22 protein-coding genes and 2 pseudogenes are annotated in these 23,745 nt (G+C 71.8%); 16 read left to right on the forward strand and 8 right to left on the reverse strand.

Annotation, left to right across the window (positions count from 1 at the left end):
• The first annotated feature begins 51 nt into the window (after nt 1-51).
• The gene (locus AB0I73_RS30390) at nt 52-633 is read left to right on the forward strand and encodes a sugar O-acetyltransferase (RefSeq protein WP_109378224.1); all 582 of its coding nucleotides are present in this window, start codon (nt 52-54) and stop codon (nt 631-633) included.
• Between the two features lie 12 nt (nt 634-645).
• Nucleotides 646-1,203 carry a TetR family transcriptional regulator gene (locus AB0I73_RS30395; RefSeq protein WP_109378225.1) on the forward strand — a complete coding sequence of 186 codons (558 nt, stop codon included), beginning with the start codon at nt 646-648 and terminating at the stop codon, nt 1,201-1,203.
• An 84-nt stretch (nt 1,204-1,287) separates the two neighbouring features.
• On the opposite strand, the gene AB0I73_RS30400 is transcribed toward AB0I73_RS30395, so the two are convergent.
• Entirely contained in the window at nt 1,288-2,052 is a 765-nt protein-coding gene (locus AB0I73_RS30400) for a GntR family transcriptional regulator (RefSeq protein ID WP_363042695.1), read from the reverse strand.
• Nucleotides 2,053-2,421: 369 nt separating this feature from the next.
• On the opposite strand from AB0I73_RS30400, the gene AB0I73_RS30405 reads away from it, so the two are divergent.
• The 4 genes from AB0I73_RS30405 to AB0I73_RS30420 all read left to right on the forward strand — a co-directional run bounded on the left by AB0I73_RS30405 (nt 2,422) and on the right by AB0I73_RS30420 (nt 7,104).
• Nucleotides 2,422-3,696, forward strand: coding sequence for an extracellular solute-binding protein (locus tag AB0I73_RS30405; RefSeq protein ID WP_363042697.1), 1,275 nt, complete (start codon nt 2,422-2,424; stop codon nt 3,694-3,696).
• Between the two features lie 88 nt (nt 3,697-3,784).
• Entirely contained in the window at nt 3,785-4,780 is a 996-nt protein-coding gene (locus AB0I73_RS30410; RefSeq protein ID WP_363042700.1) for a sugar ABC transporter permease, read from the forward strand.
• Nucleotides 4,777-5,607, forward strand: coding sequence for a carbohydrate ABC transporter permease (locus tag AB0I73_RS30415; RefSeq protein WP_363042702.1), 831 nt, complete (start codon nt 4,777-4,779; stop codon nt 5,605-5,607). Before AB0I73_RS30410 ends, AB0I73_RS30415 begins: the two co-directional genes overlap by 4 nt.
• A 9-nt stretch (nt 5,608-5,616) precedes the next feature.
• The gene (locus tag AB0I73_RS30420; RefSeq protein ID WP_363042704.1) at nt 5,617-7,104 is read left to right on the forward strand and encodes a glycoside hydrolase family 3 protein; all 1,488 of its coding nucleotides are present in this window, start codon (nt 5,617-5,619) and stop codon (nt 7,102-7,104) included.
• Nucleotides 7,105-7,200: 96 nt separating this feature from the next.
• Here AB0I73_RS30420 and AB0I73_RS30425 read toward each other — a convergent pair whose 3' ends face one another.
• Both AB0I73_RS30425 and AB0I73_RS30430 read right to left on the reverse strand, forming a co-directional pair.
• Nucleotides 7,201-7,788 (reverse strand): YdeI/OmpD-associated family protein, encoded by a 588-nt coding sequence (locus AB0I73_RS30425; protein WP_363042706.1) that lies wholly within the window; start codon nt 7,786-7,788, stop codon nt 7,201-7,203.
• A gap of 67 nt (nt 7,789-7,855) precedes the next feature.
• Nucleotides 7,856-9,493 carry an MFS transporter gene (locus AB0I73_RS30430; protein WP_363042708.1) on the reverse strand — a complete coding sequence of 546 codons (1,638 nt, stop codon included), beginning with the start codon at nt 9,491-9,493 and terminating at the stop codon, nt 7,856-7,858.
• A gap of 344 nt (nt 9,494-9,837) precedes the next feature.
• Between AB0I73_RS30430 and AB0I73_RS30435 the strand changes: the two genes are divergently transcribed.
• Nucleotides 9,838-10,479 (forward strand): TetR/AcrR family transcriptional regulator, encoded by a 642-nt coding sequence (locus AB0I73_RS30435; protein ID WP_363042710.1) that lies wholly within the window; start codon nt 9,838-9,840, stop codon nt 10,477-10,479.
• 30 nt (nt 10,480-10,509) lie between these two features.
• On the opposite strand, the gene AB0I73_RS30440 is transcribed toward AB0I73_RS30435, so the two are convergent.
• On the reverse strand, nt 10,510-11,286 hold the full coding sequence (locus tag AB0I73_RS30440) for an IclR family transcriptional regulator (RefSeq protein ID WP_363042712.1): 777 nt from the start codon (nt 11,284-11,286) through the stop codon (nt 10,510-10,512).
• Nucleotides 11,287-11,383: 97 nt separating this feature from the next.
• On the opposite strand from AB0I73_RS30440, the gene AB0I73_RS30445 reads away from it, so the two are divergent.
• The 4 genes from AB0I73_RS30445 (at nt 11,384) to AB0I73_RS30460 (ending at nt 15,483) form a co-directional block, all read left to right on the forward strand.
• A complete protein-coding gene (locus tag AB0I73_RS30445) occupies nt 11,384-12,553 on the forward strand; it encodes a cupin domain-containing protein (protein WP_363042714.1) in 1,170 nt (389 codons plus the stop codon).
• Entirely contained in the window at nt 12,550-13,395 is an 846-nt protein-coding gene (locus AB0I73_RS30450) for a fumarylacetoacetate hydrolase family protein (protein ID WP_363042716.1), read from the forward strand. Before AB0I73_RS30445 ends, AB0I73_RS30450 begins: the two co-directional genes overlap by 4 nt.
• Nucleotides 13,395-14,105, forward strand: a complete 711-nt coding sequence (locus AB0I73_RS30455; protein WP_363042718.1) for a maleylpyruvate isomerase family mycothiol-dependent enzyme — start codon at nt 13,395-13,397, stop codon at nt 14,103-14,105. Before AB0I73_RS30450 ends, AB0I73_RS30455 begins: the two co-directional genes overlap by 1 nt.
• A 64-nt stretch (nt 14,106-14,169) precedes the next feature.
• Nucleotides 14,170-15,483 carry an FAD-dependent oxidoreductase gene (locus AB0I73_RS30460; protein ID WP_363042720.1) on the forward strand — a complete coding sequence of 438 codons (1,314 nt, stop codon included), beginning with the start codon at nt 14,170-14,172 and terminating at the stop codon, nt 15,481-15,483.
• A gap of 123 nt (nt 15,484-15,606) precedes the next feature.
• Here the strand turns inward: AB0I73_RS30460 and AB0I73_RS30465 are convergent, their stop codons facing one another.
• Together AB0I73_RS30465 and AB0I73_RS30470 are read right to left on the reverse strand one after the other, a co-directional pair.
• Nucleotides 15,607-16,626, reverse strand: a complete 1,020-nt coding sequence (locus AB0I73_RS30465; protein ID WP_363042721.1) for a hemolysin family protein — start codon at nt 16,624-16,626, stop codon at nt 15,607-15,609.
• The gene (locus tag AB0I73_RS30470) at nt 16,623-17,969 is read right to left on the reverse strand and encodes a hemolysin family protein (RefSeq protein ID WP_363042723.1); all 1,347 of its coding nucleotides are present in this window, start codon (nt 17,967-17,969) and stop codon (nt 16,623-16,625) included. The genes AB0I73_RS30465 and AB0I73_RS30470 overlap by 4 nt, the downstream gene beginning before the upstream one ends.
• A 462-nt stretch (nt 17,970-18,431) precedes the next feature.
• On the opposite strand from AB0I73_RS30470, the pseudogene AB0I73_RS30475 reads away from it, so the two are divergent.
• A pseudogene (locus AB0I73_RS30475) lies at nt 18,432-19,669 on the forward strand (transposase).
• A 5-nt stretch (nt 19,670-19,674) separates the two neighbouring features.
• Here AB0I73_RS30475 and AB0I73_RS30480 read toward each other — a convergent pair.
• A pseudogene (locus AB0I73_RS30480) lies at nt 19,675-19,755 on the reverse strand (Tellurite resistance TerB); the annotation flags it as partial.
• Nucleotides 19,756-19,989: 234 nt separating this feature from the next.
• Between AB0I73_RS30480 and AB0I73_RS30485 the strand changes: the two are divergent.
• From AB0I73_RS30485 to AB0I73_RS30500, 4 genes are all read left to right on the forward strand, one after another.
• Complete coding sequence (locus AB0I73_RS30485; RefSeq protein WP_363042725.1) at nt 19,990-20,406, forward strand: cell division protein SepF; 417 nt, start codon at nt 19,990-19,992, stop codon at nt 20,404-20,406.
• A gap of 92 nt (nt 20,407-20,498) precedes the next feature.
• Nucleotides 20,499-21,737: an ATP-binding protein gene (locus tag AB0I73_RS30490; RefSeq protein ID WP_363042727.1), complete on the forward strand. Its 1,239-nt coding sequence runs from the start codon at nt 20,499-20,501 to the stop codon at nt 21,735-21,737.
• Entirely contained in the window at nt 21,730-22,107 is a 378-nt protein-coding gene (locus AB0I73_RS30495; RefSeq protein ID WP_363042729.1) for a nucleotide pyrophosphohydrolase, read from the forward strand. Before AB0I73_RS30490 ends, AB0I73_RS30495 begins: the two co-directional genes overlap by 8 nt.
• 191 nt (nt 22,108-22,298) lie before the next feature.
• Nucleotides 22,299-22,775, forward strand: a complete 477-nt coding sequence (locus AB0I73_RS30500) for a DUF6099 family protein (protein ID WP_363042731.1) — start codon at nt 22,299-22,301, stop codon at nt 22,773-22,775.
• A gap of 454 nt (nt 22,776-23,229) precedes the next feature.
• On the opposite strand, the gene AB0I73_RS30505 is transcribed toward AB0I73_RS30500, so the two are convergent.
• Nucleotides 23,230-23,745: transposase (locus AB0I73_RS30505; protein ID WP_363042733.1), on the reverse strand; the 516-nt coding region annotated here is incomplete at its 5' end.

Here is a 23,745-nt window from a genome sequence, read left to right on the forward strand (position 1 = left end):
CTCGGCGCGGGGAGTGTACGTTCGTACGCTTCGGGGTGTACCGTCGTTCCCATGGCGACGGACTACTTCGCGCAGGACCCCCGCACCCACCTGGAACGGATGCAGGCGGGCGACCTCTACATCGCCGACGACCCCGAGATCGCCCGCAGGCAGCAGCAGGCCGTACGTCTGGCCGCCCGCTACCAGGCGGCCTATGCCGAGGACGCCGAGGCGGCGGGACCGATCCTCGCCGAACTGCTCGGCGCGGTGGGCGAACAGGCGCACGTGCGTCCGCCCCTGTACGTCGACTACGGCAGCAACATCACCATCGGGGCGCGCACCTTCGTCAACTACAACCTGACCGCGCTGGACGTCGCCGCCATCAGCATCGGGGAGGACTGCCAGATCGGCCCCGGCGTCCAGCTCCTCACCCCCACGCACCCCCTGGAACCGCAGCCCCGGCGCGACAAGCTGGAGGCCGCGCAGCCGATCACCATCGGCGACAACGTCTGGATCGGCGGGGGAGCCGTCGTGCTGCCCGGCGTGACCATCGGGGACAACTCCGTGATCGGAGCCGGTTCGGTCGTCACCAAGGACGTGCCGGCGAACGTGGTCGCCGTCGGCAGTCCCGCCCGTCCGGTCCGGACGCTCTGAGGCGCGACGCCCATGGCCACCGGACACACCGACCCGCAGCGGCGCGCACGCATCATCGCCGCCACCCTCGACCTCATAGCCGAGGAGGGGCTCGCGGCTGTCTCCCACCGCAAGATCGCCAAGCGGGCCGGGGTGCCGCTGGGGTCGATGACGTACCACTTCAGCGGGATCGACGAGTTGCTGCGGGAGGCGTTCAGCGACTTCACCGGCCACATCGTCGCCGTGTTCGACACGTACCTCGCGGCGCCGACCGGCCGTGAGGAGGCCCGTACGGCCGTGGCCGACCTCGTCCACGCCCTGTCTGAGGGCAGCTCGCGCGACCTCGTGCTGACCCAGGAGCTGTACTCGCTCGCCGCGCGTCGGCCCGCCTACCGGGAGCTCACCCATGAGTGGATGCGCCGCAGCCGCAGCCACCTGGAGAAGCACTTCGACCCGGACACCGCCCGCCAACTGGACGCGCTCATAGAGGGATTGACGCTCCATCGTGCCCTGTCCCGGGAACCGCACGACCGGTCCCTGACCCTCGAGGCGATCGCCCGCATCACCACGACGGACCGCCGGGAGCCCTGAGCGGCGCCGCGCCCGGCCGCCCCCCCCAGCCGCCCGTGCGGCACAGTCCTGACCCCTGTGCCGCACGGGCCCGATCGGGTCGGCTCACGGCGTCGGCGGCGTCAGGGTCGCCGTGAACCGGTAGCGCGAGCCGCGGTACACCGCGCGGACCCACTCGACCGGTGTGCCCCGCTCGTCCCGTGAGTGGCGGGACAACAGCAGCATCGGCAGGCCCACGTCCGTGTGGAGCAGGCCGGCCTCCCGCGGTGTGGCGGGGGAGGTCTCGATGGTCTCGTCGGCCTCCGCCAGGCGCACCCCGTACGCCTCGGTGAGCGTCGCGTAGAGCGAGGTGCGGCGGGCCAGGTTCCGGCGCAGGCCGGGGAAGCGGCGCGCGGACAGATGGGTCGCCTCGATCGCCATGGGCTCGCCCCCGGCCAGCCGCAACCGCTCCACGCGCAGCACGCGCTCACCCCGCTCCACCTCGAGCAGGGCCGCCAGCTCCTCGCCGGCCGTGATGTGGTCGATGTTCAGGACCCGGGAGGCGGCGGTGAGCCCCTGGTTGCGCATGTCCTCGGTGTACGAGGTCAGTTGGAGGGTCCGGTAGATCTTCGGGCGGGCGACGAAGGTGCCCTTGCCCTGGATGCGGACCAGCCGCCCCTCGCTCACCAGCTCCTGCAGCGCCTTGCGCACGGTGGTGCGGGAGGTGCGGAACTCGAGGGCGAGGAAGCGCTCGGGCGGCATCGGCGATCCCGGCGCGCGTGCCTCGGTCATCCGCAGTAACCGCTGCTTGACGCGGTAGTACTTCGGCACGCGGTCGGTGCGGTCCGGTGTCCCCGTGACGGTCTGGGCGCTGCTGAGGTCGGTGCTCATGACCTGCCTTCCGGCTGCGGTGTCCGGCGCGCGGGCGGCAGGCGCCGACCGCGGTGCACGTCGGCGGACGGCCGGGTTCGGCGCCGCACACTCGGCGGTCCCGTTATAACCGCACGCTCCTCTTTGGTCTAGTCCAACCTTCGACACGTCCCTGTTTGGGAGGAGTTGCAGGTCCGTGCGGGGGAGCTGGGGGTGGTCCGGGCGATTGGTGGCGCGACCCTTGACAGGGCCATAGGTCTAGGCCAAGCTCCCCCTGCTGGTCTAAACCATTTAGAGGAAGCCGGGTCCCAGCCCGCCGAGTGTCGCGCCGTTGCGAGGGTCACCGCCGAAGGCGTGGGTGTGGAAGGCGTTCCTGAGGAGGGGTGGCGCGTGAAGCGCAAGCTGGTAGCCGCGATCGGGGTCGCGGGCATGTTGTTCTCCGTCGCCGCGTGCGGGGGAGACGACGGTGACGGCAAGAGCACCGGGGCGAACGGGTACGAGGGCCAGACGCTCACAGTGTGGATGATGGACGGCTCCTCGCCGGACGAGTGGCAGAAGGACCTGACCACGGAGTTCGAGGCGAAGACCAAGGCGAAGGTCAAGTTCGAGGTCCAGCAGTGGAACGGCATCCAGCAGAAGCTGACCACCGCCCTGTCCGAGGAGAACCCGCCCGACGTCTTCGAGATCGGCAACACCCAGACCCCGGCCTACGCCAAGACCGGCGGCCTCGCCGACCTCGCCGACCTCAAGTCCGAGATCGGCGCCGACTGGACCGAGTCCCTCAACGAGTCGTCCGTCTACGACGGCAAGCAGTACGCGGCGCCGTGGTACTTCGCCAACCGCGTCGTCCTCTACAACAAGAAGGTCTGGGCGGACGCGGGGCTGAAGGACACCCCCAAGACCCGCGACGAGTTCTACGACGCGCTCAAGACCATCGGTGACAAGACCGACGCCGAACCGATCTACCTGCCGGGCCAGAACTGGTACCACTTCGTCGGCCTGGTGATCGGTGAGGGCGGCGAACTGGTCAAGAAGGACGGCGACAAGCACGTCTCCAACCTCGCCGACCCGAAGGTCGCCGCCGCCGCGGAGACCTACAAGAAGTTCCAGGCCCTGTCGAAGGCGCCCAAGGACAAGGACGAGGCCACCCCGCAGCAGGGCGAGGTCTTCGCCAAGGGCAACGTCGGCGCCTTCATCGGCATGGGCTGGGAAGCCGGCATCGCCATCAAGGCCAACCCCGAGATCGAGAAGGAGATCGGCTACTTCACCATCCCCGGCGCCACGGCCGACCAGCCCGAGGGCGTCTTCCTCGGCGGCTCCAACCTCGCCGTCGCCGCGGGCAGCAAGAAGCAGGACCTCGCCCAGGAGTTCCTGAAGCTCGCCCTGTCCGACAAGTTCGAGGGGCAGCTGGCCAAGCTCAACGGCGTCATCCCCAACAAGGAGTCGCTGCAGAGCAACCTCGAGGGCAACGCCCCCGCCGAGGCCGCCGCGCCGGCCGCCGCCGTCGGCGGCACCACCCCGCTGATCCCGGAGTGGGCCGCGGTGGAGAACGATCCCAACCCGATCAAGACGTACCTGACCGCCGTCCTGAAGGGCAGGTCCCCGGCCGAGGCGGCCCAGCAGGTCGAGGGTGAGTTCAACAAGCGCCTGGCGCAGCAGCAGTAGGAGCGCACGCGCTCCGACCGGAGCGGGGGCCGGCCACGCGACGGCCCCCGCTCCGCGTCCGGGCACGCCGAGAAGAGAGATCACGAGCATGACCGTGCAGACCGAACGGCCGTCCTCCGGACCGGCGGACGTCCGCAAGGCGGACGACGGGGGACACGGCACGCCGACACCGCGTACGCCGTCGCGCGCCGGCGCGTACGCCCCGTACCTGTTGCTGCTGCCCGCCTGCGCGGCCACCGTGCTGCTGCTCGGCTGGCCGCTGCTGAAGGACGTGCTGCTGTCGTTCCAGAACCTCAACATGACGCAGCTGATCCAGCACGTCACCGAGTGGAACGGCGTCGACAACTACAAGGAGACCCTCACCAGCGGGGACTTCTGGCGGGTCACCCTCCGCTCGATCCTGTTCGCGGCGGTCAACGTCGCCCTGATCATGGGCCTGGGCACGCTGATCGGCCTGCTGCTCGCCCGGCTCGGCAAGCGGATGCGGTTCACCCTGCTGCTCGGCCTGGTGCTGGCCTGGGCCATGCCCGTGGTGGCCGCCACCACCGTCTACCAGTGGCTGTTCGCCCAGCGCTTCGGCGTCGTCAACTGGGTCCTGGACAGACTCGGCTGGCACTCCATGGCCGACTACAGCTGGACCGGTAGCCAGATGTCGACCTTCTTCGTCATCACCCTGCTGATCGTGTGGATGTCCGTCCCGTTCGTCGCGATCAACCTGTACGCGGCGACGACCACCATTCCGAAGGAGCTCTACGAGGCCGCGTCCCTCGACGGCGCCGGAGCCTGGCGCAACTTCACCGCGGTCACCCTGCCGTTCCTGCGGCCGTTCCTCTACGCGACGACCTTCCTGGAGGTCATCTGGGTCTTCAAGGCGTTCGTCCAGGTCCTCCTCTACAACCGCGGCGGTCCCGATCGGCTCACCGAGATCCTCCCCGTCTACGCCTACGTCGAGGGCATAGGCAACCAGCACTACGGCATGGGCGCGGCGATCGCGGTCCTGACCATCCTGATCCTGCTCGGCCTGACCGCCCACTACCTCAGGATCGTGCTCAAGCAGGAGAACGAAGAGGAGGCCGGGCTGTGAAACGCTCGCTCTTTGCCCGGGTCTGGCCCAACGTCACGGCCGTCGTCCTGTTCATCGGCTGCGTCTTCCCCGTGTACTGGATGTTCGCCACGGCCCTCAAACCGACCGGCGACATCATCGCGGAGAACCCGGTCTGGTTCCCGACCGACATCACCTTCGAGCACTTCAGGACCGCGACCGGCGTCGACCACTTCTGGACGTACGTCCGCAACTCGCTGACCGTCACCGTCCTGGCCGTCGCCTTCTCACTGATCATCGCGCTGGCCGGCTCCTTCGCCCTGGCACGGATGCGGTTCAAGGGGCGGCGCGGCTTCGTCATCGGCTTCATGCTGGCCCAGATGGCGCCCTGGGAAGTCATGATCATCGCGATCTACATGATCGTGCGGGACGCCTCGATGCTGAACAGCCTCGTACCGCTCACCCTCTTCTACACGATGATGATCCTGCCCTTCACCATCCTGACGCTGCGCGGCTTCGTCGCCGCCGTGCCCAAGGAGCTGGAGGAGGCGGCGATGGTCGACGGCTGCACCCGCGCCCAGGCGTTCCGCCGGGTCATCCTGCCGCTGCTCGCCCCGGGCCTGATGGCCACCTCGCTGTTCGGCTTCATCACCGCCTGGAACGAGTTCGCGCTGGTTCTGGTGCTCAACAAGGAAGCCGAGGCACAGACCCTGCCGCTGTGGCTGTCCAGCTTCCAGACCCAGTTCGGCAACGACTGGGGCGCGACCATGGCCGCCTCCTCGCTCTTCGCCGTCCCGATCCTGATCCTCTTCGTCTACCTGCAGCGCAAGGCCGTCAGCGGCCTCACCGCGGGCGCCGTGAAGGGATAACGCCACCCGATGACGACATTCACCACCGGCACCGACACCCTCACCCGGGACGCCCTGGCCGTCCTGCAACCGGGCTTCGCCGGCACCACCGCGCCCGACTGGGTGCTGCGCCGCCTCGGCGAGGGCCTCACCTCCGTCGGCCTCTTCGGGCGCAACATCGCCTCGCCCGGGCAACTGGCCGCCCTGACCGGACAACTGCGCGCCGAACGCCCGGACGTGCTGGTCGCGATCGACGAGGAGGGCGGCGACGTCACCCGTCTGGAGGTGCGCACCGGCTCCTCCTTCCCCGGCAACCACGCCCTGGGCGCGGTGGACGACACCGAGCTGACCAGGGCGGTGGCCGCGGAGCTGGGCCGCCGGCTCGCGGCCTGCGGGGTGAACTTCAACTGGGCCCCCTCCGCCGACGTGAACTCCAACCCGGACAACCCGGTCATCGGCGTGCGTTCCTTCGGTGCCGACGCCGGCCTGGTCGCCCGGCACACCGCCGCCTACGTCGCCGGCCTGCAGTCGGCGGGCGTGGCGGCATGCACCAAGCACTTCCCGGGACACGGTGACACGGCCGTCGACTCCCACCACGCCCTGCCCCGCATCGACGCGGACGCCGCCGTGCTGGCCGAACGCGAACTGGCGCCGTTCCGCGCGGCCATCGCGGCCGGCTCGCGCGCCGTGATGAGCGCGCACCTCCTGGTCCCCGCGCTGGACCCGGACCATCCGGGAACGTTGTCCCGGCGGGTGCTGACCGACCTGCTGCGCGGCGAACTGGGTTACGAGGGCCTGATCGTCACCGACGGCATGGAGATGCAGGCCATCGCCGGCCGCTACGGCATCGAACGCGGCAGCGTGCTGGCCCTCGCGGCCGGCGCCGACGCGATCTGTGTGGGGGGTGGTCTGGCCGACGAGGAGACCGTACGGCGGCTGTGCGACACCCTGGTCGAGGCCGTCCGCTCGGGCGAGTTGCCCGAGGAGCGCCTGGCCGACGCGGCGGAGCGGGGCCGCGCGCTGGCCCGCTGGACCGCGGAAGCGCGGCGGTCCCCGTCCCCGGGCGACCCCGAACCGGAGATCGGCCTCACGGCGGCCCGCCGCGCGGTGACCGTCACCCGCACCGGGCCCACCGCACCGGTCACCGCACCCGTGTACGTGGCCACCTTCAGCCCCGAGGCCAACATCGCCGTCGGCGACGAGACGCCCTGGGGCGTCGGAGCGGAGCTGGAGCGGCTGCTGCCCGGCACCACCACCGGCCACTTCACCGGCACCGACGCCGGTGCGCGGGTGTTCGAGGCCGCGGCCGGCCGGCGCGTGGTCGCCGTGGTCCGCGACGAGCACCGGCACCCGTGGATGCGCACCGCCCTGGACACCCTGCTCGCCGCTGCGCCGGACACCGTCGTCGTGGAGATGGGCGTCCCGCAGTCCGCGCCGCGCGGCGCCCCGCACATCGCCACGCGCGGCGCGGCCCGCGTCTGCGGTGTGGCGGCGGCGGAGGCGATCGTCGCGGGCTGACACCGAGGCGGTCCGGGCCCCGGGTGCCCGGACCGCCTCTCCACGTGCCGGGAGCGGATGCCGGTCAGACCGTCACGTGGTCACGGCGTCACATCGTCACGGATGGAGCTTCTCCCCCTCGGCGAGCATGGCGACGAACTTCTCGATGCGGGCCGCCCTGGTCTGCGGGCGCTTGGCGTCCTGCACGCGGTAGAGGATCGCGTACCGGTTGCGGCTGTCGAGGGTGCCGAAGAAGTCGCGGGCCGCCGGGACCGCGTCCAGCGCGGCCCGCAGGTCGTCGGGGACGGTCGCGGTGCTCTGGCTCGCGTACGCCGCCTCCCAGCGGCCGTCGGCCCTGGCCCGCTCCACCTCGCGCAGTCCGGGCTCCCGCATCCGGCCGGCCTCGATGAGCGCGGTGGCCTTCTGCCGGTTGATCCTGGACCACTTGCTGCGTGGCCGCCGGGGAGTGAACCGCTGGAGCCAGTGGGTGTCGTCCAGCTTCTTCTTGTGCCCGTCGATCCAGCCGTAGCACAGCGCCGACTCCAGGGCGGCGGCGTAGTCGGGGCCGGGCAGTCCGGAGTCCTTCCTCGGGATCCGCAGCCAGACCCCGGGCAGTTCGTCGTGGTGCTCCTCCAGCCACTCCTCCCACTCGCCCTGCGTTTCGACGGCGAGGACCGGGTCCCCCGTGCGCGTTTCGTCAGCCATGGCACACAGGGAACCCGGTCCGCGTCCGCGGGGTCAACGACACGGGCCCCGCCGGTGCGGCGGTCGACTACGCCGGGGCGGTGGTCGGGGCCTGGGGCCGGTCCGACGGGTCCTGCTCGGCCGTGTGTTCCGTGTCCAGGGTGCGGGGAGCGCGGATGCCGGCCATGCCGATCACGGTCACGGCCGCGGCCACCGCGGCGGCGACCCCGCACACGGTGTAGGCGAGGCCGAACCCGCTGCCCAGCGCGTCGAGGGCGATGCCCTGCGCGGCCGCTCCGGGGGCGTCCGGCGGCAGGCTGTTGACGGCGATCGGTCCGGCGGCCCGGCCGATCTCCGTGGCGGCGCCCAGCTGGTCGGGCGGCAGGTTCGCGCCGGCCAGCTTCGAGGCGAAGGTCTCGCCCGCGTGGCTGAGGGCGACCGCGCCGACGACCACCGGGCCCAGGGCGAAGCCGAGGTCGCGCAGCATGTTGGTGGTGGCGCTCGCCATGCCGGCCAGCCGGCCCGGCACGCTGTTCAGCGCGACGGCCGTGATCGAGCTGACGGCCAGTGCGAAGCCGATGCCGATGAGCAGGGTGGGCACGACGAACGGGGTCAGGCTCCGGTCGGTGACGTCCAGCCGGGCGCACAGGAACGACCCGACGGCCATCAGGCTGAAGCCGGAGGTCAGCAGCCAGTTCGGGGAGACCCGGTGGAGCAGCCGGGAGACGACCGGGATCAGGACGAACGCCGGTCCCTGGAGCAGCAGGAAGGGGAGGGCGACGCGCAGCGGGTCCTGGTGCTGCACGGGGCCGAGCCACATGCTCGTCGCGAAGCACGCGCCGAGGAAGGCGATCATGCCGATGACCGCCACGACCGACCCCACCGCGAAGGCGCGGTCCTTGAACAGGGAGAGGTTGAGGATCGGGGACTCGGCACGGCGCTCGATCAGCAGGAAGGCGATCAGGAAGCCCGCGCCGACGGCGAACGCGCCCACGATGTCCGGCTCGCCCCAGCCCTTCTCGGGTCCCTCCACGGCCGCGTACAGCACCAGGATGAGACCGATCGCGAAGGTGATCTGGCCCGGGACGTCGAGCCGGCGTCCCTCAGCGGCCTTCGACTCGGTGGCCAGGGCCAGCGAGAGCACCATGCTGACGAAGGCCAGCGCGACGAGGACCAGGAACGAGCCCCGCCACGACCCGACCTTGGCGAACGCCCCGCCGATCAGGGGGGAGAGCGCCGCACCGGCCGACAGGAAGCCGCTCCACAGCGCGATGGCGCGGGCCCGCTCCAGGGCGCTGCGGGCGACGTCCGCGATCATGGTGAGCGATCCGGGGAACATGGCACCGGCGCCGAGACCGTTCAGCGCGGCGCCGACCCACAGCCACTGCACGGTGGGTGAGACGGCCGAGACGATGCTTCCGGCGACGACGAGCGCCGCACCCGAGGCGATGAGCCTGCGGCGTCCGAACAGGTCGCCGAGGACACCGAAGGTGAACTCGAAGACGACCACGGCGATCATGAAGGACGCCGTGATCCAGGTCAGCTGGGACCCGTGCGTGCCGAGGTCCTGCTGGAAGAGTCCGTTGAGCGAGGCCGGCAGGGCGTTGGCCAACTGGGCCACGAACACCGCGGCGCTCGCGGCAGCAAGCGTGCCCGCGTAGCCCGGCCTCCGGGCGGCCCCCGCGGAAGGGCCGGGGGACGTCGTCGTCCCGTTGTTGAGCGTCACTGCAGTCTCCCTGACTGGGATGGTGGGACGGCCCGGCCCCTTGTGGCCGGTTCCGGTGGGTGGGACGGGGTGGGCGCGACCCGTCGGACCACGTGGTGACGTGGCGTGGAGTGGGGGGAGGGACGCAGACCGGGCTTCCGGAAGGTGGCGAACGAAGCGCGGTGACGGCGAGAATGGCATTAGCTTTACGCCACGTCAAGGAAATGTATGGTGTGCATGAGAAGCGGTCATGGGGTAAGGGGGCGTCGTCGAACGGGAGACCGGCGATAGGATGAGCGTCATGATCGCCCCCACGGCCGAACCGTCCACCAAGCCGTCCGACGCCAGGAAGCGGGAGTGCTGAGATGGCCGGGCTGCGCGAGGCGCAGAAGCAGATGACCCGCAAGCTCCTGCTGGATTCGGCACTGGAGCTGTTCCGCACCAAGGGCTACGCCGCCACCACCGTGGACGACATCGCCGCCGCGGCGGGCACCACCCGGGTGACGTTCTACGCGTACTTCCCGTCCCGCAGCGACCTGATGCGGGCACTCATCGGCGAGCTGAACGAGAAGCTCGAACGCATCGACTCACCCGTCCACGGCTCGACCGCCCGGCGCCTGGTCGAGGTCGTCCACGACGGCAGCCGCGAGGCGATCACCGAGTGGCTGTACGGCATCTCCGGCCGCTGGGAATCGATCCGGCCCTACACGGTGGCCGCCTTCGAGGCGGCGGCGGTCGACCCGGAACTGCGCGGCCTGGTGAACGCGTGGCTGGAGGAGGCCGTCAGCGACATCGAGGAGGGCCTCGACCAGGCCGACCGCTTCCCTCCCGAGAGCCGCCACCTGCGCGGCGTGCTCGCGATGGCCCAGCTCGACCACGTGGCCCGCACCTGGACCCCCGGCCACTGGGGCGCCGACCGCGCGTCCGTGGTCGACGTCCTGGCCGAGAGCTGGACCGGCCTGCTGGGCACCGGCGCCCCGGACGTACCGGAAGCGCGGCGCGACTGACCGCGGGGCGGGGGAGGAGCAGCCGGGCTCTCAGGCCGTCCCGGCCAGGTCCGTGCTCAGGGCTCGGGCCGCCGCTTGCAGGGTGCCGACCAGGAACTGCAGGTTGAGGGGGTCGTAGCGGGTGCCCGGCATGGAGATCGACAGGCCTGCCTGGACCGTTCCCCCGGCGTCACGGACCGGGACCCCGACGGCCACCAGGCCCCGCTCGGAGCGGTTCCGGTTCACGGCGAAGCCCCCGCGGGCGATGTCCTTCAGCTCCGCGGACAGGGAGTCGAGGTCCGGACGCTCCTGGGGCCGGTCGCGGTAGTGCTCGCTCGCGTACACCTCCGCCAGCTCCTCCTCACTCAGTTCCGCGAGCAGCAGCAGGCCGCCCGTCGTCCGGTGGGCCGGGAAGACCATCCCCTCCCGGGACCCGACCCGCAGCGCCCGGTCGCACTCCACGCTGGCGATGAACCGGGCCGTGTCCCCCGTGCGGATGGTGAGGTTCGTGGTCTCGTTCAGCCGGTCCACCACCCGGTGCAGGTGGGGCAGGGCCGCCGTCCGCAGCCGGGACACCAGGGAACGCGAGTGCGTCGCCAGCTCCAGCACCGGACCCGCGCGGTAGGCCCGGTTCTCGTCCCGGACCGCGAAGTCCCGGTAGACCAGCATGGCCAGCAGCCGGTGCGCGGTCGACCGGGCCACCCCGAGCCGCTCGGCGACCTGCGTGACGGTCAGCGAGCCCTCCAGCTGGAGCATCGTCGCGGCCCGCAGCGCGTGGTCGACGCTGGCGATGGCGTACGGCGGTGGCGTCTTGAGCGGCTTGTCCACGGCGAACCTCCCGGTGCGGCCCGTTCCGAATGTCGTCAGTGTTCTGCTCTCCAGAATTTACATGTCCGTTCCGTGGACGTGGAGCAGGGTGGGGGATGTGACCACCTCCTTCAGCACCCCCCCTGCCACGGGCTCCCCCGTCCGCCTGACCGCTGTCAGCGCCGCGGACCAGCCCGACGCCACCCCGGCGCTCGAGGAGCTGTACCGGGGCTTCGAAAGCGAACTGCTCGTCCCGCTGTGGACCGAGATCGGCGACCTCATGCCGGCTCACCCGCGCTCCCGCGCCGTACCGCACCTGTGGCGCTGGGAGAAGCTGCGGGAACTGGCCGCCCAGGCCGGTGAGATCGTCCCGGTCGGCCGGGGCGGCGAGCGGCGCGCCATCGCGCTGGCCAACCCCGCCCTCGGCGGCCGCCCCTTCGCCACCCCCACCCTGTGGGCGGCCATCCAGTACCTGATGCCCGGCGAGGACGCCCCCGAGCACCGTCACACCCAGCACGCCTTCCGCTTCGTCGTCGAGGGCGAGGGCGTGTGGACGGTCGTCGGCCGCGACCCGGTGGCCATGCGGCGCGGCGACTTCCTCCCGCAGGCCGGGTGGAACATGCACGCCCACCACAACGCCACCACCGAGCCGATGGCCTGGATCGACGGCCTGGACATCCCGTTCCAGTACACCAGCGAGTCCCAGTTCTTCGAGTTCGGCCGCGACGAGATCAGCGACGCCGAGCGGATCACCCCGGACCGCTCCCGCTCCGAGCGCCTGTGGGGCCACCCGGGACTGCGCCCGGTCGCCGCCGGCTCGGCCGCCCCCGGCACGCCCCTGCTGGCGTACCGCTGGGAGCACACCGACCGGGCGCTCACCGACCAGCTCGCCCTGGAGAAGGAAGGGTTCGACGGCACGGTCGAGCCCGGCCACGCCGCCGTCCGGTTCACCGACCCGTCCAACGGCACCGACGTGCTGCCCACCATCCGCGCCGAGGTGCACCGCGTGGCCCGCGGCGCCGAGACCGCCCCGGTGCGCGAGACCGGATCGTCCGTCTACCAGGTCTTCGACGGCTCCGGCACCGTCACCGTCGGCGACGTGTCCTGGTCCGTGACGCGCGGCGACCTGTTCGTCGTCCCGTCCTGGCAGCCGCTCTCCGTACGCTCCGAGGCCGGTGCCACCGACTCCGACTCGGGCGCCCTGGACCTGTTCCGGTTCAGCGACTCCCCGATCTTCGAAGCCCTCCGGCTCGACCGCACCCACGTGGAAGGAACCACCCGCTCATGAAGCTCGCCACCCTCCGTACCGACGGCACCACCAAGGCCGTCCGGCTCGACGGTGACGTCCTGGTCGACCTCGGGTTCCCCGACGTGGGCACCCTGCTCGCGCAGGACGACTGGGCCGAGCGCGCCGCCGCCCCCGCCGCCGGCGCGACGACCTACCCCGCCGAGGGCGCCGACCTCGCCCCCGTGGTCCCGCAGCCCTCCAAGGTCGTGTGCGTCGGCCTCAACTACCGCAACCACATCCAGGAGATGGGCCGGGACCTGCCCGAACACCCCACCCTGTTCGCGAAGTTCGCCGACTCCCTGATCGGAGCGGGCGACGACATCGTCCGCCCCGAGGAGACCGACCAGTTCGACTGGGAGGTCGAGCTCGCCGTCGTCGTCGGCAAGCAGGTCCGCCGCGCCAAGGGCGAGCAGGCCGAGCAGGCCATCGCCGGCTTCACCGTGCTGAACGACATCACCACGCGCGACTGGCAGTTCCGCACCCGTGAGTGGCTCCAGGGCAAGACCTGGGACTCCACCACCCCCGTCGGCCCGTACCTGGTGACCCCCGACGAGCTGCCCGGCGGCGTCCGCCCCGCGCTCGACGTCAAGCTCACCGTGGACGGCGAGGTCATGCAGTCCGACAACACCGGTGACCTGCTCTTCGACCCGGTCGCCCTGGTCGAGTACGTCTCCACGATCATCCGCCTCAACCCCGGCGACATCATCGCCACCGGCACCCCCGGCGGCGTCGGCCACGCCCGCAAGCCCGCCCGCTACCTGCTCGGCGGCGAGACCGTGGTCACCGAGGTCCAGGGCATCGGCCGGCTGGAGAACAAGGTCGTCGCGGAGAAGCAGGCCTGATGCCCCGCACGTTCGACGACGCCCGCCGCTGGGCGGAGCTCGGCACGAACCTGGTGCTCGAGGCCACTGCCGGCTTCGACGACGAGGCCTACGACGCGCCCAGCGGCCTGCCCGGCTGGCGGCGCAGGCAGCTGGTCGCCCACGTCGCCGCCAACGCGGACGCCCTCGGCAACCTCGTGCACTGGGCCGCCACCGGCGAAGAGACCCCGATGTACGCGTCCCCCGAGGAACGGGCCGCCGGCATCGAGCGCGGCGTCGGGATGCCCGCCGCCGAACTCACCGGATGGCTGCGCCGGTCCGCCGCCGAACTCGCCGCGTCGACGGCGAAGCTCGGTGACGACCAGTGGCAGTCCCAGGTGGTGACGGCACAGGGCCGCACGGTGCCCGCCACCGAACTGCCCTGGATGCGCTCCCGCGAGGTGTGCGTCCACGCCGTCGACCTGGACACCGGCATCACCTTCGCCGACCTGCCGGCCGACTTCCTCGCCGCGCTCTGCGCCGACGTCATCGCCAAGCGCGCCAAGGCCCCCGGCCCGGCGCTGCGCCTGACGGAGACCGACACCGGAGAGGTCCGGGAACTCCCCGGCGACGGCGAGCCGACCGTGCTCACCGGCCCGCTCGCCGAGATCACGGCCTACCTCACCGGGCGCAGGCACGCCCTCACCGCCCCCGACGGCGGCCCGGCACCCACCTTGGGTCCCTGGCTCTGACCGACGGCGCCGGATCCCGGCGCGGCCAGGCAGAGCAGGGTCCCCTGCTCAGACAGGAAAAACGATGACCACTGCAACCCCTCCCACCGAAGGCCGACCCGACGCCATCATCGTCGGCGGTGGCATCGGTGGCCTCAGCACCGCCTTCGCCCTCGCCCGGGAGGGGCTGCGCGTCCGCGTTCTCGAACGGGCCAAGGAGTTCGGCGAGGTCGGCGCCGGCCTCCAGATCGCGCCGAACTGCACCCGCATCCTCGACGAGTACGGTCTGCTCGACGAGGCCAAGGAACTCGGCGTGGTCCCCGAGGACATGGTCATGCGCGACGCGCTCGACTCCAGCGAGCTGGTCCGCCTCGACCTGGGCGAGCTCGAGCGCCGCTACGGCTTCCCGTACATGGTCATCCACCGCAGCGATCTGCACGCGATCTTCCTGCGGGCCTGCCGGCGGGCCGGCGTGGACCTGGTCACCGACCAGACGGTCGTCGACTACGAGAACCTCGAGAACACCGCCGGTGCCCGCATCACCCTGGCCGACGGCCACACCGAGGAGGCGCCGCTCGTCATCGCCGCCGACGGACTGCGTTCCGTGGCCCGGCAGAAGCTGGTCGGCGACGACGTGGTCAGCTCCGACTACGTGGCCTACCGGGCGGCCGTCCCGATCGAGCAGGTCCGGGACAACGGCATCGCCGAGAAGGACGTCACCGTCTACATCGGCCCCCGCTGCCACTTCGTCCAGTACGCGCTGCGCGGCGGCGAGATGTTCAACCAGGTCGCCGTGTTCCAGTCGCCCAAGGCCCTCGCCGGGCAGGAGGACTGGGGCACCCCCGACGAGCTCGACGCGGCCTTCGAGGGCACCTGCGAGACCGTGGGCAAGGGCATCCCGCTGATGTGGCGGGACCGCTGGTGGCAGATGATGGACCGCGACCCGATCGACACCTGGGTGCACGGCCGCATCGCCCTGCTCGGCGACGCCGCCCACCCGCCGCTGCAGTACATGGCACAGGGCGCGATCATGGCGATCGAGGACGGCTGGGTCCTCGCCCGGCACGTCGCCCGGCTGCGCGCCGAGGGTGACGCCGGGTCGGCCGTCGACTGGGACGCCGCGCTGGCCGCGTACCAGGCGGTCCGCGTCGAGCACTGCCGCCGGGTGCTGACGACCGCCCGCTCCTGGGGCGAGCTGTGGCACCTCGACGGCACGCCGCGGCTGCAGCGCAACGCGGTCATGCGTGAGATCGACCCGACCGAGTGGGCCTTCACCGACTGGGTGTACGGACCCACCGCACTGTTCCCGGACGAGGAACCCGCCATGTTCACCCCCGTCCCGCTGGCGTCGGCCCGTATCGAGGAGAGCGCCCCGGTGGTGATCGACGCCGCGGCCTAGGCGCAGCCGTGCCTGTGGGTGGCACGGTCCGCTGATCACGGGAACCGAACACGAGAGCGCCGGCCGGTCCGCATGTCGCGGACCGGCCGGCGCTCCGTCGTGCTCACACCCGGCGGCGTGCGGTCAGCCCCCGGTCGGCTGCATCAGCCGGGCCAGCAGGTCGTCCAGGGTGACCAGACCGGTGAGCCGGCCCGCGTCGTCGCGGACGACCGCCAGCGTGCCCCGGCGCCGGCGCAGCACGTCGATCGCGTCGGCGACCGTCGTGGTGTCCGTCAGCTCGGGCACCGGGCGGGCCAGCTCACGGGCGCTGGTGGCGCGACCGCGGGCACGGGCGACCAGGGCGTCGCGCGCGTGGACCGCGCCGAGGACGGTGCCGCCCCCGCGGACGAGCAGCCGGGTGCGGTCGTGCGCGGTGGCCACCCGCAGCACCTCGTCCACACCCGCGTCACCCTCGACGGAGGTGATCTCCTCGGCCGGAATCCGCAGGGCGGCGACCGGGGTGTCGGGCTCGGTCAGCGAGCGGGTGAGCAGTTGCGAGTCCGTCTTGCTGATCAGGCCGAGCCGCTCCGACTCCACCACCAGGTGGGTGAGCTGTTCCCGGTCGTGGACCGAGGCCAGCTCGTCGCGCGGGCTCACCCGGCACAGCCGTACCAGGGCGTTGCTCACCACGTTCAGCACGTGGATCAGCGGCCGGACGGCCTTCACCACCGCACGGAACGAGGGGGCGAGCAGCATCGCGGAACGCTCCGGGTGGGCGATCGCCCATGACTTGGGCGCCATCTCGCCGACCACCATGTGCAGGAACACCACCACGGTCATCGCGACGGCGAACGCCACACCGTAGCTGACCGCGCTGGGCAGCCCCAGGGAGTGCAGCAGCGGGTCCAGCTGGCGCGAGATCGCGGGCTTGGAGACCGAGCCCAGACCCAGCGTGCACACCGTGATGCCCAGCTGGGCACCGGCCAGCATGAGCGACAGCTCGCGCATTCCGGCCAGCGCGGCACCGGCGCCGCGCCGCCCCTCGGCCGCCGCCTTCTCCATCCGGTGCCGCCTGGCGGCGACCAGTGCGAACTCGGCCGCCACGAAGAACCCGCTGCCGATCAGCAGCAGCACGGTCACGAAGAGGGCCATCGGGAAACTCATGCGGGCTCCTCCGTCGTGTGCTCTTCCCGGGCCAGGGGCGTGATCCGCACCCGCTCGGCGACATGCCGGTCCAGGGTGCGCACGTCGATCACCGCGTGGCCGCCCCCGGGCAGCTCGACGGAGACCCGGTCACCCACGATGGGGAAACGGCCCAGGCGGTCCACGACCAGCCCGGCCACCGTCTCGTAGTCGTCCTCCTCGGGCAGCCGGACGCCGGTCGCCTCGGCCACCTCGTCCAGCCGGCGGCCCGCGTCCACGAGCCACCCCTCGCCGTCGGCCACCGCGAGCTCGGTGACCTTGTCGGACTCGTCGGCGATGTCACCGACCAGCTCCTCGGCGATGTCCTCGTAGGTGACGATGCCGGCCACCCCGCCGTGCTCGTCGAGGACGACCGCGAACTCGTCGTCCTGCTCGCGCATCCGCGCGACCGCGTCCGGCAGCGGGAGCGTGTCCGGCAGCAGCAGGGGCCGCCTGGCCATCGCCCCGGCCGTGGCGCCCGCGAGCCGCCCGGCGGGCACCGCCATCAGCTCGCGCACGCCCAGCACCCCCGCGATGTCGTCGGGGTGATCGCCGAGCACGGGGTAGTTGGAGTGGCCGTGCGCGGCGATCAGGGCGACCGCCTCGTCGGCGTTCGCCTCCCCGCGCACGAAGACGGCGTCCGCGCGCGGCACCATCACCGCGTGCAGGGTGCGCTCGGAGAACTCCAGCGCGTGGTCCAGCAGGGTGGCGGTGTCCTGGGGCAGCGCCCCGCTCTCGTGGGACTCGCCGATCAGATGGCCGAGCTCCTCCAGCGTGGCGCCGTGGTGCAGCTCCTCGACCGGCTCGATGCCGATGCGGCGCAGCAGCCGGGAGGCCGCGTTGTCGAAGATCCGCACCACCGGTCCGACGACCTTCAGATACGCCAGGGTCGAGCCGGCCAGCGCCTTCGCCAGCCGCTCCGGCACGGCGATGGCGAGGTTCTTCGGAGCCAGCTCGCCGAGCACCATCTGGACGATCGTGGCCAGCACGAAGGCGAGCACGACGGCGATGCCGCTCACGGCCGAGTCCGGCAGTCCGAGGCCGGACAGCGCCGGCCTGAGCAGCGCGGACACCGACGGCTCGGCGATGAAGCCGACGACCAGACCGGTGACGGTGATGCCGAGCTGGGCGCCCGACAGCATGAAGGACAGCCGCTCCAGAACCTTCAGCGCGCGGGCGGCCCTGCGGTCCCCGGCCTCGGCCTCGCGGGCGAGCGCGAGCCGGTCCACGGAGACGTAGGCGAACTCCTGGGCGACGAAGTAGCCGGTGCCGGCGGTCAGCACGAACACGGCGAACAGGCCCCACAGGGCCTCCACGGCACTCATCCAGCACCACCCCGCCGGGTGCCGATCTCAACGATTACGTGACGGGGCGGTCCGGGACTGTGTCCCGGGGGGTCCGTCGATCTGCCGGACACGTACGTGGCTCCTCGTATTCCTGCGGGTCGGGTCTGTCGGCGGTCCAACGATTCCGACGGGAGCCGTGTTCCCGCGACGGGCCGGACCGCACCCCTCCGGGTGCGGTCCGGCCTGCGGCTCACAGGTCGAACCTGCGGTTCAGCTTGTTCTTGCGAGGAACCCCGGAGCTTCGGCCCCGGGAGGAATCGCACCCTTGTGTCCCGCAGCGCGGAGCGCCGCGGTGCCGCTGTGTCTGTCCGGTTGCGGAGTGGCTGGCTCCCGCTCACGGGGTGGGACGAGGCGGACCCCATAGTGCCGGGTTTCACCCGATGGGGTGGCCGGTGGGGAACGCGTGGTGCGGTGTCGTGCGGGTGTCTACGGTCGGTGACCGTGAAGCTGGTGGTGCAGGTCAGGCTGCTGCCGACGCCCGTGCAGGCGGCGGCTCCGGAGGCGACCCTGCGCGCCTGCAACGAGGCTGCCACCTGGGTCAGCGAGGTCGCTTTCGACAGCGGGGAGTGCAAGAACTTCGCCCTGCGCAGACTCACCTACGGGCAGGTCAGGTCGCGGTGGGGCCTGGGCGCCCAGGCGGCCCAGCACACGATCAAGAAGACCTGCGACGCCTACGCCACCCTGCGGGCGAACCTGAGGGCAGGTTGCCTGGGCCGTCCCGGCTCGGCCCGCCACCGCCGGGCCACCCAGAAGCCCGTAGTCTTCCGTCCCCTCGGTGCCCAGCCCTTCGACGACAGGATGCTCTCGTGGCAGCTCGCCGGGCGGACGGTGTCGGTGTGGACCACCGGCGGGCGAATGAAGGAGGTGGCTTTCACCGCGTCATCCGAACAACTGGCTGCGCTTGCGCTGTACCGCAGGGGCGAGTCCGATCTCATCTGCCGGGACGGCAGGTGGTTTTTGAACGCTACCTGCGAGGTGCCCGAGGCGCCGCTGAACACGGAGCCGGTGGACTTCCTCGGCATCGACCTGGGCATCGTGAACATCGCCACCACCTCGGACGGCGAGATCATGGCCGGACGGGAACTCAACCGGATCCGGGCCCGTGAGCGCGGCCTGCGCAGCAAGCTGCAGGGAAGAACACCCCGTCCGCCAGACGCCGGCTGAGGAAGCGGCGGCGCAAGGAGGCGCGGCGGGCCCGGGACATCAACCACAAGATCGCGAAACATGTGGTGGCCGAGGCAGAACGCACCTCGCGCGGGATCGCCCTGGAAGACCTGACGGGCATCCGCGAGAGGGTACGGCTTCGCAAGCCCCAACGGGCCACCCTGCACTCCTGGGCGTTCCGCCAGCTGGGGCAGTTCATCGCGTACAAGGCCCGCCGGGCGGGGGTGCCGGTGGTGTACGTCGATCCGGCGTACACCTCCCGTACTTGCGCCGAGTGCGGGCACATCGACCAGGCGAACCGGGCGAGTCAGGCCCGGTTCGCGTGCCGGTCCTGCGGATTCGTTGATCACGCGGACCGGAACGGCTCCCGTAACATCCGCGCCCGGGCGCGGGAGTTGTGGCGATGCGGGGCTCCGTCAACGGCCCCTGCCCTGCCTCCGCGCCAGCGGGACGGGGCTGGACGCAAACGCGGCATAACCGCCAGTGGTGCCCGTTGTGCAAGCCCGGGACTTTAGTCCTGGGTGTTGACGTCGTTCTTCTTCGCGTCGAGCTGGGTCTGCATCTGCGACGCGGACTCCTTGATGCGGTCCCACAGGGCCATGCGCGCTCCAAGTGTTCGGGTGTGGGGCGCGGCTGCACGCCGTGCGGTCTGCCGGGCCCCGGACGGTGTCGACAGTAAGTATCTACAGCAGTGTAGAAGCCGGCGGATCCGGTCCGAGACAGAAGGCCGCACCTCGGGCGCCCCGAGGTGGCAGAGTGTGTCGCATTGGGCCGAACGGGTGACCATGCGTAAGAATTGCCCGATGCAGACCATCAGCGCGAGCCGGGACGGAGCATGCCGGTGAACAGCCACGACGTCACCGACGAACAGTGGGAGGGGCTGGCCCAGGTCGTTCCGCTGCGGGGCCGGGACGCCTGGCCGTCCTCCGCGGGCCACCGGTCCATGCCGGAGGCCGAGACCGAGACGCGCCGCCGCCTCGTCGTCCTGCGGGTGAACGTGTTCGCGGACGCCCGCGACGTCGCGGAGACCCTGATGGCCGGGATACCGGTCCTGCTCGACCTGACCAGCGCGGAGGGCGAGGTCGCCAAGCGGGTGCTGGACTTCAGCACGGGCGTCGTCTTCGGCCTGGCGAGCGGAATGCACCGCGTCGACCGCAACGTGTTCCTGCTGACCCCGGCCGGCACCGAGGTGACCGGACTGATGGAGGGCATGGGGATTCCCGGGAACGGGCAGGGCTCCCGGCAGGGGTGAACTGCCGGGAGCCGGCCGGGGTGTCGTCCGATCGGGGGAAGACCGCGCAAGCGGAACGGTTCGCCCCGTACCGGAACCCTTACCTTCCGCACATGACCCCGCTGCTCCCGTCGCCGTCCTCCGTCCCCTCACCCGGGCCCGCGTCGGTTCCCTCCCCGGCTTCCCCGTCCGCGGCGTTCACCGCGCCCTCCGGCAAGGACGCCACCCAGAGGCACCCCGACCGGCCGTGCGTCACCGAGCTGCTGCTGTCCGCGTTCGCCGGGCACCGCAACGTCGGGCTCCCGCTCGGCCCGTTCACCCTGCTCGCCGGCGCCAGCGGCAGCGGCAAGACCAGCGCGCTGCGGGCCTACGAGGCGCTCGCCCGGCTCGGCGGCGGGGCCGAGCTGTGGGAGGCGTTCCCCGAGCCGGACGCGTGCGTGCCGGAGCGGGCCCGTGCCGACGCGCAGCGCCGCCGGGGCTTCCGGATCGGCTGCACCGCCGACGGCCCCGAGGGCCCGGTCCGGCTGGAGGTCGCCGTGCAGGCCGAACCGGAGCTGCGGATCGTGGGGGAGCGGCTGACGGCGGACGGGGCGGTCCTGTTGGAGACCGCGCTGCGCGACCCCGGCCGACGCACCGTGCAGGCCGCGTGGCACACGGCCGGGTCGACACCGGTCACCCGGGCCCCGCTGCCCGACGACCGGCTCGGCACCGCGCTGCTTCCCCTGCGCGTCGCGGGCAAGACGCCCGGACAGCGCAGGGTGCTGGCCGCCGCCGAACAGATGGTGGTCGCCCTGCGCTCCGTCTTCGCCTGCGACCCCCGCCCCGACCGCATGCGCGACCCGGTGCCGCTCGGCAGCGGGCGGCTGCTCGGCGGCTGCGGCAACCTCGCCGACGTGCTGTGGCGCACCCAGGCCGAGTGCGCGATCCGGTACGGGCTCCTGGTGTCCGCCGTGCGCGCGGCGTGCGCCGGCCCGGTCGCCGGGCTGCGCGCCGAACCGTACGGCGCGGGCCTGGTCCGCGCCCTGCTCGACCGGGGCGACGGCGTCCGCACCGACCTCGTCCGGCTGGGGGACGGAGAGCTGCGGTACGTCGCCCTCGCGCTGGTGCTGCTCACCGGGCCCGGTGTGCTGGAGGTCGACGCGCCCGGCGAGGTGCCCGCCGCACTGCAGACGCTCACCGTGCTCGCCGACGGGCTCGACCGGGGGCTGGACCCGCTCCAGCGCGCGGAACTGCTGCGACTGGCGGCGCGGATGTGCGAGCGCGGACACATCCGGCTGGTCGGCGCGGTGAGCGACGCGTCCTGGGCCGCGGGAGTGGGCGGAGTGACGGTGGTACACCTGGACCGTGACTGACCCGACCGGCCCGACCGACCCGGACCACCCCACCGGCCCGCGCGCCCCCCGCGCCCCGCTTGACGTAGCCGGACTCCAGCGCAGGCTCGCCGAGTTCGCCGCCGCGCGGAACTGGCAGCCGTACCACACGCCGAAGAACCTCGTCACGGCGCTCAGCGTGGAGGCGTCCGAACTGGTCGAGATCTTCCAGTGGTTGACACCCGAGGAGTCGGCCCGGGTCATGGACGACCCGGACACCGCACACCGCGTCACCGACGAGGTGGCCGACGTGCTCGCGTACCTCCTCCAACTGTGCGAGGTGCTCGGCGTCGACCCGCTGACCGCACTGGACGCCAAGATCGACCGCAACGAGCGCCGCTTCCCGGCCTGAACCGCCCTCGCGCGGAGACGAACTCTTCACCGTCACGCTCCGTGGTCGATATGTCGACCGTTTTTGAATCGTTGTTCCCGTATTTTCGCCTCCTCCATGGCTTTCTGACTGAAAAAGCTTCACTCTGGGTAATTAATGGGGAAGTTGGGTGGACGCGTGGGCAGCGCGTCGGACAGACAGGGGCAGCGCACATGGACGCTGTGCGGCTGATAGCGGAGAGCAGACGGGCCCTGACCGCTGCCGGCGATGTGCCGGAACTCTCGGCAGAGGTGTGGCAGGCCCAGGCCCTCGCCCAGGCGATAGGCAGTCGCCTCGCGGTCGCCGGCCCACCCGAACTGCGGGACGAGGCACTCGGACTGACCGAACGGGCGGGCCGTGGCTGCGGTGTCCTGGACACCCCGCCCCTCGCTCCCGCCGACCTGCGCGCGGCCCGGCTCACCGAACTGGGCGACGCCCGGCAGACCCTGACACACCTCGGCGGACTGCTCGGCGAGGTCGGTATCGCACTGGTCGGCCTCGCCTGCTCCGCGGACGACGAGTCCGCGTACTGGCAGTGCGTGGAGGCCATCGACGCGGCGGACGAGTCCCGCGACCGCGTCCTGGAGATGCTCCGCAAACTGGCGGACCGCGCCCGCGCCCTGTCGGAGCGCGAGACGGAACGCACCTAAGGCCGTCCCGGTATCGCGGGCGTATCGAAAATCGCATACGCCACCGCAACGGCCCTCCGTCTCCCATGGGGGCATGAACCACAACGCATCCCTGTCGGCACCGCCCCGCCGCACACGCAGGACCGTGCTCCTCGGCCTGGCGGTCCTCGGCCTGGCGAGCGCCGTGTTCGCCGTGCGGCGGCCGCTCATGATGTCCGCCCCGATGTGCATGGCCGGACGGTGGCACGGCTGCTTCGACACGTTCAACGGCGTGGTGCTCATCACGCTGGTCACGCTGCCGTTGGCCGCGCTGGTGGTGTGGGCTCTGGCGCGCCGTCGCCGTGCCGCAGGTGGCGCACCACGGACCGGGTGCCGTCGGACCGGCCCCGCCCCGAGCCCGTACCGGCACCGGCAGGCTGAACCGCGCGTCCGGTGCGCACACGTCCTCGAATACGTCGGCGACATACCGTGCTGCTTAGGCTTCGTACATGCGCGTACTGATCTTGACATCCTCCCCCTCTTGAAAGAGGGGGATTCCGACCCGGGTGGGTCGAGGTTCACGGGCGCTCGAACGGCCGACGGCCGCTGTCACCCCTCCGGCACCGGCTACCCGCCGGGGGCGGGGAAGCCCGCCCTGTCCTGCCGCGACGTTGACTGCCGCGTTCTCATCCGCATTGCAGGTGAACCCGCAGGAGATGCAGACGAACTCGGCTTGGCTCTTGCGCGAGTCCTTCTCGATCCAGCCGCAGGCACTGCACCGCAGCGAGGTGTAGGGGGCGGGCACGTCCTCCACCCGGCCCGGGGCCTTCTCCCCGGTACGGCGACGGAGCAGGCCCCAGCCCTGGGCGAGGACCGCCCGGTTCAGCCCGGCCTTCTGCCGCACCCGGGTACCGGGGTGTTCGACCGTGCCCCTAGCGGAGGCGGTCATGTTCTTGATGTTCAGCTTCTCGAACCGGATCAGGTGGTAGGTGCGGGCGAGCAGGGTGGAGGT

Source organism: Streptomyces sp. NPDC050388 (assembly GCF_040655635.1).
In the GTDB taxonomy this organism is placed as follows: Bacteria; Actinomycetota; Actinomycetes; order Streptomycetales; family Streptomycetaceae; genus Streptomyces.